14 protein-coding genes are annotated in these 18,848 nt (G+C 40.0%); all 14 read right to left on the bottom strand.

Translation table 11 applies throughout. From position 1 onward, the window contains the following. Positions 1–1,552 (bottom strand): HAD-IC family P-type ATPase (locus tag QZZ43_RS16060; protein WP_291861496.1); only part of this gene is annotated, 1,552 nt, incomplete at its 3' end. A 37-nt stretch (positions 1,553–1,589) separates the two neighbouring features. Continuing rightward, positions 1,590–2,351, bottom strand: a complete 762-nt coding sequence (locus tag QZZ43_RS16055) for a helix-turn-helix domain-containing protein (protein ID WP_291861495.1) — start codon at positions 2,349–2,351, stop codon at positions 1,590–1,592. Between the two features lie 432 nt (positions 2,352–2,783). Further along, positions 2,784–3,113 (bottom strand): P-II family nitrogen regulator, encoded by a 330-nt coding sequence (locus QZZ43_RS16050; protein ID WP_291861493.1) that lies wholly within the window; start codon positions 3,111–3,113, stop codon positions 2,784–2,786. Positions 3,114–3,323: 210 nt separating this feature from the next. Further along, entirely contained in the window at positions 3,324–4,556 is a 1,233-nt protein-coding gene (locus QZZ43_RS16045) for an efflux RND transporter periplasmic adaptor subunit (RefSeq protein WP_291861491.1), read from the bottom strand. A gap of 39 nt (positions 4,557–4,595) precedes the next feature. Further along, positions 4,596–9,014, bottom strand: a complete 4,419-nt coding sequence (locus tag QZZ43_RS16040) for a CusA/CzcA family heavy metal efflux RND transporter (protein ID WP_291861489.1) — start codon at positions 9,012–9,014, stop codon at positions 4,596–4,598. A gap of 27 nt (positions 9,015–9,041) precedes the next feature. Continuing rightward, on the bottom strand, positions 9,042–9,512 hold the full coding sequence (locus QZZ43_RS16035; protein ID WP_291861487.1) for a hypothetical protein: 471 nt from the start codon (positions 9,510–9,512) through the stop codon (positions 9,042–9,044). 62 nt (positions 9,513–9,574) lie between these two features. Continuing rightward, the gene (locus QZZ43_RS16030; protein ID WP_291861486.1) at positions 9,575–9,976 is read right to left on the bottom strand and encodes a DUF6769 family protein; all 402 of its coding nucleotides are present in this window, start codon (positions 9,974–9,976) and stop codon (positions 9,575–9,577) included. Positions 9,977–10,047: 71 nt separating this feature from the next. After that, complete coding sequence (locus tag QZZ43_RS16025; protein ID WP_291861484.1) at positions 10,048–10,461, bottom strand: Fur family transcriptional regulator; 414 nt, start codon at positions 10,459–10,461, stop codon at positions 10,048–10,050. Between the two features lie 562 nt (positions 10,462–11,023). Then, positions 11,024–14,134 (bottom strand): DNA primase, encoded by a 3,111-nt coding sequence (gene dnaG, locus QZZ43_RS16020; RefSeq protein WP_291861482.1) that lies wholly within the window; start codon positions 14,132–14,134, stop codon positions 11,024–11,026. 3 nt (positions 14,135–14,137) lie between these two features. Beyond that, a complete protein-coding gene (locus QZZ43_RS16015; protein WP_291861481.1) occupies positions 14,138–14,710 on the bottom strand; it encodes a KilA-N domain-containing protein in 573 nt (190 codons plus the stop codon). A gap of 62 nt (positions 14,711–14,772) precedes the next feature. Beyond that, complete coding sequence (locus tag QZZ43_RS16010) at positions 14,773–15,108, bottom strand: DUF4406 domain-containing protein (protein WP_291861479.1); 336 nt, start codon at positions 15,106–15,108, stop codon at positions 14,773–14,775. Positions 15,109–15,293: 185 nt separating this feature from the next. Beyond that, positions 15,294–15,692 (bottom strand): helix-turn-helix domain-containing protein, encoded by a 399-nt coding sequence (locus QZZ43_RS16005; RefSeq protein WP_291861478.1) that lies wholly within the window; start codon positions 15,690–15,692, stop codon positions 15,294–15,296. 222 nt (positions 15,693–15,914) lie between these two features. Then, positions 15,915–16,898, bottom strand: coding sequence for a hypothetical protein (locus QZZ43_RS16000; RefSeq protein ID WP_291861476.1), 984 nt, complete (start codon positions 16,896–16,898; stop codon positions 15,915–15,917). Positions 16,899–17,097: 199 nt separating this feature from the next. Next, positions 17,098–18,348, bottom strand: a complete 1,251-nt coding sequence (locus tag QZZ43_RS15995) for a site-specific integrase (protein ID WP_291861474.1) — start codon at positions 18,346–18,348, stop codon at positions 17,098–17,100. Positions 18,349–18,848 lie beyond the last annotated feature (500 nt).

Raw genomic sequence — 18,848 nt, 5'->3', positions numbered from 1 at the left:
GGTCTTCCAAAGGACGCCCGCCTTTGATAAGCACCCCGCTTTTGGCTGCACGTGCCACTCCGCTCAATACGGCACTCGGTGTTGATATGGCCAACGCACAAGGGCTGGCGGCTACGAGAACGGACATAGCCCTGTAAAAGCTGTCGCTAAAACTCTCGTCGATAACCAAAAAAGCCCCGAGCAACAACACGACCAACCCCAATACGGCAGGTACAAAATATTTCTCGAATTTATCGGTAAACCGTTGTGTTGGCGATTTCTGCGTTTGGGCTTCATTTACCAGTTTTACCAGCCGGGAGAGGGTAGAATCGCTGGCTTCCTTTATAACTTTAACTTCCAGCGTATTGTTACCATTGATTGTACCTGAGAAAACCCTGTTTTTATCACTTATATCTTTTTCATTAGAGTAGTCCTTCTCCTGGTCATCCACAGGTATTTTATCTACCGGTACACTTTCGCCGGTAATGGGGGCCTGGTTCACGCTGCTTTCACCACTAACCACGACACCATCGGCCGAAATTTTACTATTGGGTCTCACCACGATGACATCGCCAATTTCAAGAGATTCAATTCCCACGTCTTCTGTTTTCCCGTTTTTATTCCTCAAGGCTGTTTTGGGCGCCAGGTCGGACAGGGCCGCAATGGATTTACGGGCTTTGTTCATGGCATAATGCTCCAGGGCATGCCCCATGCTAAAGAGGAACAATAATAAGGCCCCTTCGGCCCATTCACCCAGTATAGCTGCCCCTATGGCTGCCACCAACATGAGAAAATCAATTTCGAACCCACCTTTTGCAACGGTCTGTATGGCTTCTTTGGCTGTATAAAAACCACCAAAAAAATACGCTCCGATGTACAAGGCCAGGCTAACCCACGAGGGGACTACATCCACAAAGGAAAGGCCGAAACCGGTGGCCAACAGTATGCCACAAGCAATAGAGAAAATCAGCTCTGTGTTTTTCCCAAACAGTCCGCCATGCTCATGCTCATGCTCATGTTCTTCCCCTTCTTTCTCTTCGTGTTCAGGCTTTTTTTCAGGCTGCTTGTCTTTCGGGGCTTTCTCCGTTTCTTTGATGCCGCGAAGATATTTCCCGGCCTTTAAGGCAGTATCGGTTATATCAAGGCCTTCTTTACGTAAAGCTTCAACTATTGTTGCTTCATCAATCTGACTTGTATCGAGCTCAACCCGTACCATTCCCGAGGCAGAAACTGAAGCTTCAATAATTCCCTGTAAACTGCGAAGTTTACGCTCGATAAATCGTGCATGGCGCGGGTGGCGGATGCCTTCCGCCCCGATGAGCTTATGCCCGGTTTTTTCGGTAATGGAAGCCCCGGTTTGCCGGGCAATTTTAAGTACCCGGTCGATGGAAATCAGCTCTGGGTTATAGTGGAAACAAAGTTGAGGTACACCCATATCAGAAGCTTCTGAAACATGGACTTCTTCTAGTCCTTTTTGTTCCTGAAGAAGTGAAATAAGCTTATTTACACATTGGTCTTTTTCATCAGGTACCTGGGGCAGAATGAGAGGTATTTCTAACTTTAATTTTTTCATGTCTCAAATTCTTAAAAAATGAAGAAATAAATAACATTCAGCTTCTTTGGCTATGCAAATATTCCACTGTTTCTTTAGTATTTAGTGGATAGGTTACATTTCCTGTTCGTAGAAAGAAAATTGTTTTATTAGTATCCTCAAAATAAACAGGTTGTTTTGACCGCTCAATAAACAAAGAACAAATCTCCTTTTCATTGATAGTATGAAATGATACATGAACTTTGCTGCAGGCATCTTTGCCAAAGGCATTTGAAATGATAAGCATTAGCCTTTGTTCAAAACCATCCTTGTTTTTCTTTTTAAGTGACCAGTAATCATTTTCAAGTCCTAAAACCTCACCATAATCATCAACACCAATTAGCAGGGTACCTCCCTTTCCATTCATAAATCCGGCTATTGATTTTAAAATTACATGTTCCAGATTTTTATCTGTTTTAATCTGCCGATAATCGTGCCTGAGCGATGCTTTGAATTCTACTTTTTCATTTTCGCCTTTTTCTATAAGCTTTACAATTTCTGAAGTACCGGGCATTTTATCCCTTTTTCTTTTCGAATAACGATAAAAAAGAGTGGCAAAAACAATTCCGACAATGAGTATGGAGATATCAGTAAAAAAAATTCCAATATCCGTGGGCGGAAAATAAACACTGTAAATATGTGATAGAATTTCCGAGAACGAAGATTCATGGCCGGACAACTCATATTGGAACGTGGCAATTAAGAGAGGAGCCAAAATAAACATGAAGAATGCCCCTGCAATGAGTTGCCACAAAAACAAACTTTTAAAATATTTTTTCATATCAGTTATGTTTAATTCATTTAAACCACGTAAACTTATTTTAAGACGTGCAAATCGTCAAACCCCGGCAGCGAGACATTTAAGGTACCACCTGCTTTGTTTCATATTGTCAGGGGTTGATCGGTACCTTTGCGCATACTTACATTGCCAAAACATTTTTGTTTTGCAGTTCATCTTTTTTGAGAGGTGTTTACCTCCGTTTTGCGCTGCAAGTTTTGCATGGCATCCCTTTTCAAAGGTTGGTTGCCCGCGCAATGCGGGCACCACCTTTGTTTTACTTTACTACTAAACGAGGTGGAAAACCACTGGTAAACATCACTGTATCCACAGAGCAATTTTTTCTTATCATTATAGTATTACTTTTATAAACAAAATCCACCCTTCTCCCGTGCCATCCGATTCATTTCTATCAGAGATGTCATCGTTACGATTTTAACCACCGTTTTCTAATCCTGTCTTTACCCGGTAGGTTTTTTCTACATCTGAAACATAAATTATCCCGTCTCCTGGATTTCCTGTTCGTCCCTTCACCGATATGATGGAAACAATTTTATCAACATCTTTTTCATGACACACAATTTCAATCTTAGCCACCGGACTATCGGTTATCGAAAATTGTGCTGAAACAGAAGGGTCAGAATTCTCCAGATTGCCCGTTCCTTCTGCTGATGAAACTGATAGATTGGGGAATCCTTCTTCGATTAAATGATGACATATATCATTTACTTTGAATGGCTTTACAAATGCTTTTATTTCTTTCATCAGTATAAATTTTTCAAGTTATTGACCCGATGGAACTCGCTTGCTTAATAAATATCCTTTGGTGATAATCTTTATCATGCCTATTTCATCGGTTCATAATCTATTTTCATAAAATGGAATAAAACATCCATGAAAGATAATCATGCTTGTGTGATTAAAAGATATTATCATGGATGTTTATTCTTTTGCATTTAAACAATACTATTAATCCTAATGGCTGTGCGAGGTCTGGCTCTTCTTCATTTCTGAAATAAGGTAATAAGCATTATTTAAAGCAATCATCGCATTCTCTGGCAATGGCTCAAGCAGTTTCACTTCTACCCATCCTTCATCTTCATTTCCGGTTATTATCTCCACAGGCTGAAATGCCCATTCGGTCTCACCTTCTTCTTCATGTTTTTCTGCGATAAAAATGTAAGACTTGCCCTCCTCTTCAACAAAAGCCTCTTCGGGCAAAGCAGGCACGAGATTACTTCCGGTGTGAATCTTACCATTGATGTACATGCCAGTAATCAAATAACCTTCTTTTTTCTCAATTTCGGCATGAACATGCACTGCCTTGGGATTTTGTTCAAACTGCCTTCCTACCGCGAATATTTCAGCAGAAAGTGTTTTGCCAGGTGCGGATTGTACAGTGAAGTACACTTTTTGCCCTTCCTTTACCTTATACACATCTTTCTCGAAAACCATGAGGTCCGCATGGATGTGCTCGTTATTCACGACCATAAACATTTCTTTTTGCGGATCAACATACTGACCAATCTGTATGAGAACTTTTTCGATATAACCATCAATCGGACTTACCACCGGAATGTTTTCATAAATGTCTCCTTCACGAATATTTTCCACTTTGATACCGAGAAGCTTTAATTGTGCCTCGTAACCCTTCACTTCCCCTTTCATGGATTGATAATCAGCCTGAACCTGTTGAAAATCTTTTCCTGAACCAACTTCTTCTTCAAAGAGACGTTTCTGCCGCTCAAACTCCTTTTCAAGGAACTGCAGCTGGTTATAAGCTTTCAAGTAATCCGTCTGCAATTTTACCATATTAGGGTGGGCCAGATAAGCCAGAATTTGTCCCTTTTTTACTTTATCACCTTCAATAACTTTAATAGAAGTAACATTAGCGCCCAATATAGCTGTAATTGTTGCTTCATGTTGAGGGGGAACTTCCAACTGCCCATTTGCTTCAACAACACCTGAAAGAGCTCGAACCGGCAAAGTGTCAACCTTCATTCCCAGACTGTTAAACTTTAAATCCGAAAGATGAACTTCCCTCATCGCTCCTCCTTCTTCTTCATGTCCTTCTTCTTCGTGTCCTTCATGTACTTTCTGAGATTCACCTTCATGTCCACCCGAATTTGCCTCTTTATTATTGCCACAACCAATCATTCCAATTGTGACAAAAACAATTGTAAAAATTTGTATGATGTACTTTTTCATCTCTTTATATTTTTTGAGTTACTGATTTCTGTTTATTTCTCAATTTGATGTTTCCAAATAATATTCCAGCTGAAAGCGGTTTTCCAGGTATTTTCCAAAAGCGTCCCATGAATTTACCTCAATTTGCACAGCATCTCTGATGTTTTGCAGAAAAGTAACGTAATTTATGGCACCCTCAGTATATGCCGTAATAGCTCCCTGGCGCTGTTCCCTAGCTAGGGGGAGCGCTTCATCACTGTAATAATTCCAGGAATTAAGCCACTTGAGATATTTTTCCCGCGTACTGCTAAGTGAAGAATTAAATTCAAGTTGCTTCTGCCTTAAGTTTTGCTCAGCAATTTGATGCTCTATTCTGGCAGATTGTACTTTTCCTAATTCCGGTCCAAAAATCAATGGAATCTGGATTCCTACTTCGTAAGAATAAAATCCACTTTCTCCACCAACTTTCTGCCTACTGTATGCCCCGCTGAATTTTGGTAAAAACTGTGACTTTCTCTCTCGAATAAGTGCGTCTGAAACTTTTACTCGCTTCCGGGCAAGATCAATAATTGGATGATTGCCTGCTGAATTTGAAATTAATTCATCAGAAATTTCCAAATCGCTTACAGGCACTTTTGAAACAGTGTATAGCGTATCACTAATAAACCAGGCGTTAAGTTTTTGCAAAGCTGCAAGATATTCTCTCCATGCTTGTTCTTTTTGTATCTTTACCTGATTAGCTTCGTTCTTTGTGGCAAGGTACTCCAACCTTGAACTTGCCTGGGTTTCCAGTCTAAGTTCTGCTGCCCTTTTTATATCTGCAAAAATGGAATCAAGTTTATTGAACACCTGGTAACTATTCCAGGTGGCATACACATTTCCCCAGGCACGCTTGACTTCCCGCTCTACTTCAATTTTGGTGAGATTAAGGGCTGATTCTGCAAGTGTAATATATGCCTTCTGGAGCTTTAATTTGGGTGAAATTCCGAATACATCAACTCCTCCTTGCTTTATACCAATTTGGGTATAAATTCCATCGGAACCATTTCCAACTTCCTCTTTCCCAGTGTAGATCTCCGTACTCCCCAAATCCCAGGCAGTTTTTTTCAAAACTTTTTGGTTTTCAATTTCCAGAAGTGCCGATTGTATTTTCGGATAACTTTCAACCGCAAGTTCACTTGCTTCCCCTAGGGAAATGGAAGGTAAGTTCCTCACTTCTGAGTTAATAGACTTTGAATTTTCCTGAGCTTGTATATTTGATGACAAACCTATTAATCCGACGATTAATAACACAGGTAGCATTTTAGCTGATGCCATTGGTTTTAACTTTATTTTGCCTCTTGATTCTACGAAAGTATAAAGTATTGGCAGTACAATAAGCGTTAATAATGTAGCCGTTAACATACCTCCAATAACCACAGTCGCTAATGGACGTTGTACTTCAGCTCCAGCCGATGTTGAGAACGCCATTGGTAAGAATCCAAGGATATCAGTAGAAGCCGTAAGCATAATAGGACGTATTCTTTCCTTTGTGCCAATTAATATTCGCTCTCTGATGTCCGAGACTCCTTCCATTTTAAGCGAGTTAAACCTATTAACCAAAACCAGACCATTAAGTACTGCAACTCCAAAAAGTACAATAAATCCAACACCTGCAGAAATACTAAAAGGCATATCCCTTATCCACAGGGCAAACACGCCACCAATAGCCGCCAGAGGAATAGCAATGTAAATCATAATGGATTGGGTAAGAGATTTAAGTGCGAAATAGAGAAGTACAAAAATGAGAAAGAGTGCGATTGGCACCACAACCGATAAACGGTTTTTGGCACGTTGCAAATTTTCAAATTCTCCTCCATAAGAAATATGATAACCAGGTGGAAGATCAAGTTCTGCATCCAGCTTTTCCTGAATATCAGTAACAACCGATTCAACATCGCGTCCCCTGGTGTTAATTCCAACATACGTTCTGCGGTAAGTATTCTCCCGTGAAATCTGCATTGGACCAGGAACATAGTCGATATCCGCTATTTCTTTAATCGGCACCTGTGTACCATCGGGTAAATCAATAAAAAGTTGACGCAAGTCGTCAATACTTTTCCGGTGAGATTCATCAAAACGGACAACCATGTCAAACCGCTTTTCGCCTTCGAAGATGGCTCCTGCCACTCCTCCTGCAAAAGCAGTACTGACATATTCATTTGCTTTTTGAATATCCAATCCGTATTGTGCAATTTTTTTGCGATTATAACGGACAGTCATTTGAGGCAGACCTGAAGTGCGCTCGGGGCTAACATCACCCACCCCCGGGATGGTTTGAATGATTTCGGCCATCTGCTCCGATTTCTGGGCAAGAATATCAAGGTCTTCGCCAAACAATTTCACTGCTACATCTTCACGGACTCCTGTAAGTAATTCGTTAAAACGAAGTTCTACGGGTTGGCTAAAAACCAGGTTTACCCCGGTCAATCGTTCTTCCAAAAGTTTCTTAATTTTGCCAATTAATTCCTCCGTGGATTCTGCGCTTGTCCATTTATCCATATCCTTCTCCAAGACGATAAAAATATCTGCAATATCCATGGGCATGGGGTCGGTTGGGATATCAGCAACCCCAATGCGCGCCAGGGCTGTTTTTACTTCAGGAAAATTATCCTGTAAAAGATTCTCAATCGTTATTGAAACATCAATCGCTTCATCAAGTCCGCTTCCAGGGCGAATCAAAGCCTGCATAGCAATATCTCCCTCATCTAGTTGAGGAATAAATTCTCCCCCCATACGGGAAAAGGTAAATCCGGCAACTCCCAGCAACACAACTGCGACAACAATTACAATTGCTTTAAAACGGAGAGCACCTTTCAGCAATGGCAGGTAAACTTTCTGAATACCTCTAACGATTTTTTCACTGAACGCTTCCAGTTTTCGTTCAAATTTTCCAAACCAATTGTTTTTGTTTTGAATCGGCTTCATAAACAGGGCCGACATCATTGGCACATAGGTAAGACAAAGAATAATGGCACCAATCATTGCAAAACCAAAGGTATATGCCATTGGCTGAAACATTTTTCCTTCCACACCGGTTAGAAAAAGGATAGGTGCGAAAACAATAAGAATAATAATTTGTCCGAAAAAGGCTGACCCCATCATGGTGCTTCCGGAATCATAGGCCACCTCGTCCATTGTTTTTCGGTTAAAAACGTGTTTACCAGCCTTTACACGTTTTTGTATTTCATACACCGTTCCTTCAATAATAATTACCGCGCCGTCTATAATGATTCCAAAGTCAATTGCTCCCAGACTCATCAGGTTAGCCCAGACATTAAACTGTTTCATCAAAATAAAAGCAAAAAGAAGCGAGAGAGGAATCGTAGTTGCAGTGATAATCCCACCCCTTAGGCTACCAAGCAAAATTACAAGTGCAAATATCACAATTAATGCCCCTTCCAGAAGGTTTTTCTTAACGGTATCTGTAGTTCTGGCAATAAGTTCGCTTCTATCCAGGAAGGGTTTTATTTCCAACCCCTCAGGTAATGATTTTTGGACTTCTGCCATCCTTGCCTTAACATTCTCTATTACAGCATTCGGGTTCTCACCACGTAGCATGAGTACCATTCCTCCAACTGCTTCCTGCCCGTCCTGGGTAAAAGCACCGTATCTTACTTGATTTCCAAAATGAACCTTTTCTGCAACATCTTTAATCAAGATTGGGATACCATTATCATTTCTGATGACTATACTCCGAATATCATCCAGCGAACGCACCAACCCTTCACCCCGGATAAAGTTGGCCATATTGTTTTTTTCGATATAGGCCCCCCCGGTATTCACATTATTGCGCTGCAATGCCTCAAAAACCTCTGAAATAGAAACATCTATAGCATTGAGCTTTTCAGGGTTAATGGCTATTTCATATTGTTTCACTTTCCCACCAAAAGCATTTACCTCTATCACACCGTCAACCATAGCCATTTGTCGCTTAACAATCCAGTCCTGAATGGTGCGGAGTTCGGTTGCTGTATAAGTGGTATCGTAACCGTCCAAAGGTTTGATGGTATATTGATAAATCTCCCCCAAACCCGTGGTAATTGGCCCCATTGATGGAGAACCAAATTTTTCCGGAATTTGCTCTTTTACCTCATTGAGCTTCTCGGAAACAAGCTGTCTTGGCAGGTAAGTTCCCATCTTGTCCTCAAATACAATGGTTACCACCGACAGACCAAATCTTGATATAGACCTTATTTCTGTTACCCCTGGCAAATTTGCCATTGCCAATTCCACAGGATATGTAACAAACTGTTCTATATCCTCAGTGGATAGGTTCTCGGATACAGTTATTACCTGCACCTGGTTGTTCGTAATATCAGGTACTGAACCAAGATTTACTGTGGACATAGAGTAAAAACCCACTCCAATAAGAGCCAAGGTGAGTAGTCCAACAATAAATTTATTCTTTATAGAAAAAGATATGATTCTGTTTATCATCACATACAGATTTTATTTGTTAAAACTCTATTTTTTTCTCTGTTCATAATACATATTCATCGTTTGCCTATTTTTAAAATAAACCAATTCAGGTTTTCCTTTTTCTTTCAACCCAATTAATGCTTCGGCCTTGTTGATTAAATCTCCTGAAATGGCATCGCGCACCATTGCTGTTTTGGTGAAGTGCATAACCATGTAATTATAACATTCCTCACTACAGAAATAATAAACGTTATTTTTATAAGTGCTTTTTGAAGTTTTATGCAACTTTAAGATGTCACCATCCATACAAACCCATTCACCAGGTATTTCTTTGCCATACCAGGCAGTTTCACGATAAAAAAATCTGGTTTGGCATCTATAAGTAAAAAAAACAAGAATTAAAACGGCCATGATACTTAGTAAAATGAAACTAATAATCATGGTTCGGTTAAACTTTTTTTCCTCGTTTCTCTGTTTTTCTCGTAATTGTTGCTTGCTTAACTTCTTCTTTTTCATTTCAAAAAGATTAAGTAAACATTTAGCCCGGACAGTTGTCGGGCTGCTAATTCAATCAAAAGTTAAGCAATTACAGGAGGCGCCCGAAGGGAATGAGCAGAAAAGAAAAGTTGCTTTATAAAAATGGACTGATTGCCAAAAAAAGTTGAAGTATAAGTTTTTACAGGCGAAAAATAAGTTTGAGCAAAGATTCCAACTGTAAAAAAGTTAAAATAATCTGATTTGGTCTGATTTGATGATGCAGTAATAGAGTAATCCGATGCCAGGATGTTAAATGCATGGCAATGGAAATCATTTTGTTCTGAAGTCTGCTTCTCCTGAACAGGACTTTCGCATATTGATTCCTCTTCCGGAGAATGCGTTATCTCAGAATGGTGATGGTGCGGTACAACAGCATGAGCCAAAATAATCAGCCCTGCCAAAAAGGTAAGAAAGTTTCCTATATGTTGTCCTTTAATATTCACCTGCTTTAAAAATTTATCCAATTAAGTAACGACAAAGATAAAAAAATGTTCCTGCAACCGGGTTGCAAAGTTTATTTGTCACAATTGGAACATATCCCTTTTACCACCATATTCACGCTTTCCAGTTGAAATTGAGCCGGTAAATGAATTTTTGGTACCGGTATGTCTGTTAAACAATAAGTCTGCCCGCAAACAGTGCATGAAAAATGAACATGAAGGTCTTCAGGATGGCATTCACAGGCTTCCCGACATAAAGCATATTTTACCGAACCAGTTCCGTCATCAATGCTATGAATAAGCTTATTTTCTTCAAAAGTCTTTAACGTACGGTATAAAGTAGCTTTATCTGCCTTTTCAAATTTATTTTCCAATTCAGGTAAACTTATGGCCGTTTTTTGGACGGTTAAAACTTGCAAAACCAACTGACGCATGGTGGTTGGTTTTATATTCCGAGCTTGGAGTTGTTTGTCAATGTTTTCTTTCATTCCCGTTATTACTAAAAGTTAGTCTTATTGGTAGCTCCCTAATTTTAATATTCTTGAAGCCCAATAATTATTTTTTATTTTAATTCGGCACTTTTAATCTTGTAAGAATACAAAGAACTTAATTTAAAGTAAACAGTCCATAGCAAGTTTTATGCTAAAAAAACAATTCGGTAGGTTATTTGTCCATTTTGATAATTAAACAAACTTAGAAATAAAACCTATATTCCGGGTACATTGGTTACTTTAGTTACTTTAAAAAACCTACAAAGCTTCATTTCAATTCTTTAAGGTGTAATTCTCCACAAATATTTTAAAGTAACCAAGCCCATTTTAAAGTAACCAAGTCACATTTTGTCCTTTTTCAAAGTAACTTAAAGTAACCTAAAGTAACCTTGCCTAATTGGGGAACACCGTCTAAGTTATTAGTATTCAATTATTATTTCTCTTTAAAGTAATTAAAGTAACTAAAGTAACCTCTTTTGCATGGTAAATCTTGATTTTGAATCCAAAAAGAAAGGGTTTCTGCTTTTTTTGTCAGAAACCCTTTCTTTTTTTTCATGCCTCATTGTTCCTCACTTAAATGTTCATCGGCGATACTGAGATTCAGCTTGTCCAAGTAGAACACAAAGGCCGAGGTATAGGTAAACTTCTTATTGCCATTTTCATCATATTCGGGCATTCCGCTTTTAGCATCAAATTTCTTAAAGTAAACCTTTTTGGTATCACAGATAAAAGCCGGACTGTTTTTCAGATAGTATTCAACGGTGGCATCCGGCAGCGGTCTGTCTCCTTCACGTAAAGCTTGAGATTTATACAATCCAAATACCCGGCTAACTGATAAATAGAGTACATTTTGAGGATCGGGAAAAATGATTTCATTTCGTTTCCACTCGCCATTCTCTTTAAATGTGTGCATGATTTTATCGGCATACACTACTCTATAATCTCCTTCCGGAAACAACATATTGGAACTAATCAGATACTGAACTATCTTCCAGAAGACCCCCAAATCATCGTTCCGGGCAGTCTCCTTGTTTTGGGTAACCATCATATCCACAAAAAGCTGGATGATATTGTCGTATTTAAAGGGAAGTTCCACTATTTGAGCAACGGTAGCATAAGCAGCGGCCACCGTCAGCCAGTTGTTGAAAATACGAGTCTCAATGGCATTGTTACCGAGTAGTTTTCGGAACTGGTCACTGACGGAATTCACTGTTTTGTTGTAAGTCTTTTTGAAAGTCTCCCGGTGTTTCAGGAGTTGATGGGTAATCTGGGTAAGACCTTGTTTGTTGATTTGCTCCAGCTCTTCAAAATACTTCTTTTCTTCAAAGGAGAAGATGGTTTTGGAGAAACCCAAGGCAATGAATCGGCTAAACAGAGCTATGTCTGCTGTGGCAATCTGCTGGCCGCAGACAATGATTCCCTGATTCACCTTAGAGGTCTCCTTTTTCTTATCCTTGTCCATGTTCATACGGGTACGCCCGGTCTTATCCCAGAAACCTTTCAAGAGTTCCCGTTTCTCCATTTCCAAATCGTTCCGGTACTCATCCAAAACACAGACCGCATTGGCACTGGTGGCTACATGGTCGGCAATGGATGGTTTACTGGAGTTATGCAAATTGGGAACTTTTCCTTTCCGTCCAAACATATAAAGGATGCTTTCCGCGCAGGTGTTCTTTCCGGAACCTTTCTGACCATACATGTTCAGGATAGGAAATTTATCGAAGCGTTTGGAGATGACATCCAGAAACAGGCTGGCAAAGTAAAATGACAGGGTAATGATACCGTTATTACCAAATACTGCCGTGTATTTCTGTGCGTATTCGTAAAGCGAGACATTGCCTTCGTTATGGATGAAGTGACGTTCAAACTCAAAGAGGGTGTCATCGGTGGCATAAATCTCCGAACAGGCCGGGATGTAATAATACCGGTTGTCGTGCTGGACAATGCCGTATTTATCGGCTTTAACAAACTGTTCCCCGTCAAAGATGCCATTTCCCCAACAAAAGAAGCCTTCCCGTTGCCAGCCTAATTGCGTTAGTTCCTTGCAGCTCTTTGTTTTCTCGTAAAGCCATGCTTTGAGCTTGTTGAGTTCGCTTTCTCCGCCAGTCCAAAGGAAGTTGCCCAACGATTCAATTTGCAGTTTAAAGTTGGTAATGCTTACCAAATCCCGCTGAGGCAGTTCCATAATTTTAACCAGATTGTGCCGGTTTTTTATTTCATACAACCGCTTGGCATTGATGGGACTTTCGATATGAAACAATGGAGCCATCACAAAATTGGAATGAGTCACAAAGTCATCACCTTTCTTGTTTCGAAATACGTAGCAGTTATTCTCCACGTAAAAGCCCCATCGGTTAAAGTCATTCAAACTAACGTGCTGGGGAATGGAATACCGGTGTGTGTTTTGTGGTTCATCCTTGGTCAGTTCCTTAATGGCATCCTGCCAAGCTTTTTTCGGTTTTATCTGTTCAGCTGCAAACTCAATGTAAACCTCCTGTTTGGTCTTATCGTAGTTGGCAATCAACTTGGATATGCGCTTAATGGCTTCAGACTTAAACACGGGATCAGATGCCGATTTTTCGGCGCATTGCGATGTTCTAAAAATGATGTAGTCGATCTGTTGGTCGTTGTGTTTAAGGAAGATTTCCTTGGTAGTAAAAAGCGTGTCCGGATCGTGTTTTTCCGGCATGACAATCACCGATACATGAAACTGGTTTTTAATCAGGATTTCGGCATTGCGTGAAGTTGCTCTTTGTCCGGCAGCGTCTCCATCAAAAATAAGCGTGGCTTTGTTGGTGTAACGCTTCAAAAGGATTGCCTGATTATTGGTCAGGGCGGTTCCGCAGGTGGCCACGGTGTTGGTAATGCCAATGGCGTGCATTCGCAAGGTATCTGTATAACCTTCCACGATGTAAACCCGGTCATCATTTTTGATGGTCATTCGGGCAGCATTCAGGCCGTAAAGCTCATTGCCTTTGATATAGATAGGGCTTTCCGGGGTGTTCAGATACTTGACTTTGGGAGCATCGGAAAGGTCTCTTCCGGCAAACGCAATGGTTTGACCGGTGACGTTGGAAATAGGAAAGATTAAACGGTTCCGGAAGAAGTCATATAGGCCGTTATCATTGCTTTTTATAACCCCGATCTCTTCCAGAATTTCAGTCTTTACCCCATTTTGTCGTGCGTAGGCCAGAAGCTCATTACTGCTGGGGGCAAAACCAATGTCAAAGCTACCGTTTTCCGGGTTAATGATGTTCCTTGCCTTTAAGTATTTCTGTGCTTCCGGTTGGGAGAGGTTTTCGGCAAAGAAGCGTTCAACGATGTTACAGGCAATATGCAGGCTTTCCCGGTGCTGGTATTTGGCCTTGTCAAAGTCGGTGCTTTTCTTCCACTCAAAGTCAATCTTCAGTTTCTTTGCACCAAGCTCAACGGCCTGTTTGAAATCAATGCCTTCATGTTCCATGATAAAGTTGATGGCATTGCCTCCTTTTCCACACCCAAAACATTTGTAAATGCCTTTGGCCGGGTTAACTGTGAAGGAGGCAGTCTTTTCGTTGTGAAACGGGCACCGGGCCGAATAGTTAACTCCGGCTTTTTTGAGCTCCACGAAGTTGGAGACAATACTGAGTATTTCTCCTTTGATGTGGTCTATTACTGTGGTTGCATCCATATCTTACCAGTCTGTCTTTTTATATTTGGCTATATCTTCCGGGAAGAGACTTAGCTTTAACTCTTTTGTTGAATCCCGGATGGCTTTCAGTCGCTTCCGGTCGGCCTTGGTCAGTTTGCCTTCCAGTTCAAGGAACCGATAGAAGTCTTCGGGATGCTTTTTCAATAGTTCTTCACGCATCAAGTCTCGTTCTTTTTCAATCATCAGTTTTTCAGTGGTAGCTTCTGTGATGTTTTTGTATTGGGCATAGATGATTTTGTCGATGGTAAAGAACACCCACAGTTCGAATTTAGGGCTTAGCCAGGCGGCAAATTTCAATGCCAGAATCCGGTGCATAAATGTTCCTGACCTTCCTTTTGTCTTTATGATCTGATCATCATTCAGCGGCAATAAATTTCCTCCAAATGGAGGAAATTTAAGTTCCCGGATAAATGCTTTTGTGTTATCGGATTTTAAAAAGAAGTCAATTCGTTTGTTAAACGCTTTTGCCATTTGGGTGGCATTAACCATGATGTTGCGATCTCCCTGAAGAAATTCAATGCGCTGGTTGTTGTAAATATATTCCACGGTTTTCATAACTCTGTTTTTTAAAAGTTAAAAGGTGGAGCTGCCCTTGTACAGCCCCACCGGAACCATTGCTATCCATCAAGGGTGGTTACTAATTGTTTCAGTTCTTTGGGGCTGACCGGATGAAAGAGGGTATGCAGCTTTAAATCCATGGCCACTGTCAGCTCAATCCGTGACATGATATCGTCCTTCCAGTTGGGAAGCACATAAACGGCATGACTCTTTTTAAGAAGCTCTACCCGGCTGTTTAAAGTATCTGACCAGCTCATTTGGGAGAAGGCCATTTCCGAAGGATTGACAACGGCGCATCTCAAAGATTTTAGCCGGTTCTTAAGCTTCCGGGTATCTACGAAACATTCCTTTTCATCCTCAGATGCACCCATCCCACAGATATAAATTGTTGCCATATTCAAAATGCTATTTTGTGAGGTTTAATGTCCGCCAGAAATGGTCTTCCGGTAGTGTTTGATTGGTGTTCCTTTTCTTCATAAATAGTTTTACAAGCGAAATCTTTACTACTTGCTTACGCCTGTTTTTAATTCGTTTTTTTTGTGTTTTATCCATTGGATTTAGTGGGGTTAATTAAGACCAATTAGATTCTTTCACGCAATTCGTCCATTGTCGAATGACGGGTTGTATGTATCCATTCGTGAATCTCATCCAGCTTGAAAAACAAATTCTTTCCTCCCGGTTTGTAATAGGGTATTTGTCTGGAATGCACTCTTGCATAAATGGTACTCACTTTTTCACCCAGTAATTCTGCCAGCTCGCTAACGTTTATGTACTCACATCCCAATGCTACTTTTCTTTGCATCTGAAGAAGTTCTGCCAGTTGTTGGTTGAGCACGTCCAGCCTCATTAAAGTTTCTGCGTTGATGTCTTTTGTTTCTTCTGCATTGATGTCTTCTGTTTCCTCACCTGTGATAACTAGTGTCTCTTCAGCATAGATTGCTTTTTCCTTTTCTGGTTTTTCACCTTTTGTCTTTGCCATATTTCAACATGTTTTTGTAAATCAATTTCAGGGACAATGTTAAGCCACTATTTCACAAAAATTGACCGTCGGACTGTCAGATATTTCAAAGAAAAATTACAACAGATTATAAATCTGATGCATACAAGGGCCTCAAAAGGCCAAAAACCGAGAAATGGGGAAAATCGTCAGATACTCCAAATCAAAATAAATCGCACTAAAAGTAAATTGGCCTTAGAATTTCTATTTTTTCATCAGGTTTTGTATCTCGTTTTCGATGTCTGCGGTGGGTAATTTGTTAGCCTGAAAAAACAACTTGACGATTTCCAAATCTGTAATAAGTCTTTTGTCCTCCTTTATATAGGGAGCTCTGGCGAGAAGTTTATAGAAGTAGGTTGTCTTATAATTATCAAGGCTGTTTTTGGTAATAATTAAGAGAAACCGGGTAATGACAGCTACTTCAACGTTGATTCTTAGTTTTAATCCAATAAGCCTGAAGAAGAAATAAGCCCAGAGGACTTGTTGTGAAGTGGAAAGACGAGGTATCTCGTCCAAAGTCTTTGGCATGTGTTGAAGAGTGACCTCGGACTGTTTGGGCTTCAGGTCTTTAGTATTGAAGTATTTCCGCAATTGTGTTTTGCCGTAATAATCGCAAAAGAAGTCATAATAATTCCGGGGATTGGTGGTCGATAAATCCAGAAAAGGAGAGTAATGAAAGATTTCCAAGTCCTGAAGACGGACAGTTTTTTGCCGGACTGCGAACAGGTTCCGCAAAGGAACCTTACTTCTGCGAGGTGAAAGACAGATGAGTAGTCGTTGAAGCCGGAGATAGATTCTTCCTTCAATATAGTAACAAAGCTCTCCTTCATGGTTGAAAACGTTGAGCCGCTTCAAATAAGTGTTCTTGGGAAGGAATGGCAGCGAGTAGTATTTCTCTTTCATGCGGATGTATCGCTGTTTGTGCCGCATCTGTTCCCGGATTACCAGTGCTTTGTCAATAATGGTGGCAATGTCTTCGCCACAGACCAGATAATGATAATCGAACAATTCCATTAGTTTAGTCGGAAAGGGGGCCGTGGGCAGTTGCGTCATTTTTTCGATCAGGTTATCCAAACTTGATTCCCACGCCAACGATTCTTTTGCTTTGTTGTGACCTTGCAATAACTTTTCAAACACTGTAAGACTGTCTTTTTCAAATCTTACCGCATTAGGTTCTGGTTTAATCATAAGCTTGATGATTTTAATTTATTGTTAAAAAATTTAGCTTGCGATTATAGCAGTAACTACTATATAAAAACTCCCTTATATAGTGGACTTATCAGTATTTTTGACAAATGAAGATTTCTGGAAGAAGCTGTTGTGGCGGGGTGCAAAGAAATATACTGAAAAAGAAAGGCTTCCGTTTTTGTTGTCGGAAGCCCATCTTTTACATTTTTACATTTTGGAATGCGGTGAGGTGTTTGGCCATCTCCAGTTTGTGATCGTTTTCAAAACTGTCCAAGTAGGTTTCTGTTATGCCTACGTCTCGATGTCCCAGACTTTCACTGATAAATTCAATGGATACTCCGGAGCGTTTTAAAATGGTGGCAAAGCTGTGTCGTGCGGTATAGGTGGTAATATGCTTTTCAATCCCCAGCTTTTTCCCGATACTTTGCATATTCTTATTGGTTTTTTGAATCCGCCATTCAATCTTGCCCTTCTTTTGCTTAAAAGTCAAATCATCGGAGAGGTAGGGGAAAACGAAATTGTCAGGATTCCGATCGGTGTTTCCACGTTTCTCAATAATTTTCCTAATATCATCGGTTATCGGAATGGTGATGGGTCTTCTGGTAGAAGCTGAATGTTCCGTTTTTTTCCGGATGAATGTTATGAAGTTTTCGCCGACATCCCGATAACGTAAATTGCAAATATCAGTCATGTTGATACCATTTCCCAGATAAGTAAATAACCAAAGGTCTTTGGCTTCATCTTCAGAGGACATTGGAATAGGTTGGTAGTTGTAAATTTTTTCTATCTCTTCCAGTTTTAAAGCTCTTTTAATGGTGATAATCCGGGGAGAATGGTATTTATCTCTTCCAAAAGGATTTAAAGAAGGGGGAATCATATTATCTTTTTGCGCCATTAAAAATACGCTTCGCAGGGAATCCAAGTATCGGTTGTAAGTGGTTGGTTTAATCCCTTTATTTCGCATATAAACTTCAAATTCTTTGAGTTTTGCCACAGTAACTTCCCTAAACTCTAAACTGGTGCTTCGTTTAAAGAATTTCTGCAAAGCAGTTTTCATCGATTTGGCATTATGGTCCCCATATCCATTTTTGTTATAGGCCTCAGTTTTAATATCTAAATAGTGAAAAACGTTTCTCATATTACTGCCTGAAATCCCGAAATGGATTTTAAACTGGTCAAAAGAGAATTCACTCATGGATTTGATAATCTTCTGCGCTTTTTCTTCAATCAGTGAAAACTCTAGTTGGATTTCTTTAAACTCACCTCTGGGTTTTGGGCCCGTTATCTTGTTAAAATCATCCTCGGTGAATTCGTAAACACGATTTTTCGTGTCAATGGTGTAGTATTTCTGCCGCCTGTCACAGGTCAGACGGAGCTTTGCGGGGTACGTTCCATTTTTCTTTTGCCGTTTTTTGAAAAGTACTACAGCTGTTGTAACTTTGGTTGACATAACTGAAAAGCAATTTTTGGTTATACATGATTTCAGTATGGCAGATTTTCATGGTTCGAGTTCGCCAAAACATGTACCATAAAATTTGCCATACTTTTGCCTTCCAAAAGTAGTAAAATACCTTATTATACCAAACTAAAAATATTCACAACCTGTTGATAACTAAGCAAATCAAAGCATATCAAAGCATATCAAAATAAGGCTCCGGTTGTATACGCCAGCCGTGGCATCCACAGCATATTGAGGGTTTTGTATTTCCCAAAACCATGCGTTCAAGCTGATAAATCCACAGCTGGTCTGAAACCACGCCCAGGCTCATATAGCCGAGACGTTGGGGCCCATTTAATGAAAACCATATTGGCTTGAAAATCCAATTTAAACAGAAACACGATTTCGATATTTTTCGCAAATAATTAATTAATAAACAATGAATTAAAAGCAAATTACGAACGGGAACCAAACATAAATCCGAAATTTTTAACCGATTGAACAAAAGAGAT

The organism is Marinilabilia sp. (assembly GCF_016278715.1).
Classification (GTDB): domain Bacteria; phylum Bacteroidota; class Bacteroidia; order Bacteroidales; family Marinilabiliaceae; genus Marinilabilia.
The sequence above is the reverse complement of the archived record's forward strand: the minus strand, read 5'-3'. Positions and strand labels throughout refer to the sequence as shown.

What these genes read in the sequence shown, in the direction of transcription:
- QZZ43_RS16055 (WP_291861495.1), bottom strand. Translation starts at nt 2,351, where the DNA reads ATGAAAAAATATTTTAAAAGTTTGTTTTTGTGGCAACTCATTGCAGGG.
- QZZ43_RS16050 (WP_291861493.1), bottom strand. Translation starts at nt 3,113, where the DNA reads ATGAAAGAAATAAAAGCATTTGTAAAGCCATTCAAAGTAAATGATATA.
- QZZ43_RS16045 (WP_291861491.1), bottom strand. Translation starts at nt 4,556, where the DNA reads ATGAAAAAGTACATCATACAAATTTTTACAATTGTTTTTGTCACAATT.
- QZZ43_RS16040 (WP_291861489.1), bottom strand. Translation starts at nt 9,014, where the DNA reads ATGATAAACAGAATCATATCTTTTTCTATAAAGAATAAATTTATTGTT.
- QZZ43_RS16035 (WP_291861487.1), bottom strand. Translation starts at nt 9,512, where the DNA reads ATGAAAAAGAAGAAGTTAAGCAAGCAACAATTACGAGAAAAACAGAGA.
- QZZ43_RS16025 (WP_291861484.1), bottom strand. Translation starts at nt 10,461, where the DNA reads ATGAAAGAAAACATTGACAAACAACTCCAAGCTCGGAATATAAAACCA.
- dnaG (WP_291861482.1), bottom strand. Translation starts at nt 14,134, where the DNA reads ATGGATGCAACCACAGTAATAGACCACATCAAAGGAGAAATACTCAGT.
- QZZ43_RS16015 (WP_291861481.1), bottom strand. Translation starts at nt 14,710, where the DNA reads ATGAAAACCGTGGAATATATTTACAACAACCAGCGCATTGAATTTCTT.
- QZZ43_RS16010 (WP_291861479.1), bottom strand. Translation starts at nt 15,108, where the DNA reads ATGGCAACAATTTATATCTGTGGGATGGGTGCATCTGAGGATGAAAAG.
- QZZ43_RS16005 (WP_291861478.1), bottom strand. Translation starts at nt 15,692, where the DNA reads ATGGCAAAGACAAAAGGTGAAAAACCAGAAAAGGAAAAAGCAATCTAT.
- QZZ43_RS16000 (WP_291861476.1), bottom strand. Translation starts at nt 16,898, where the DNA reads ATGATTAAACCAGAACCTAATGCGGTAAGATTTGAAAAAGACAGTCTT.
- QZZ43_RS15995 (WP_291861474.1), bottom strand. Translation starts at nt 18,348, where the DNA reads ATGTCAACCAAAGTTACAACAGCTGTAGTACTTTTCAAAAAACGGCAA.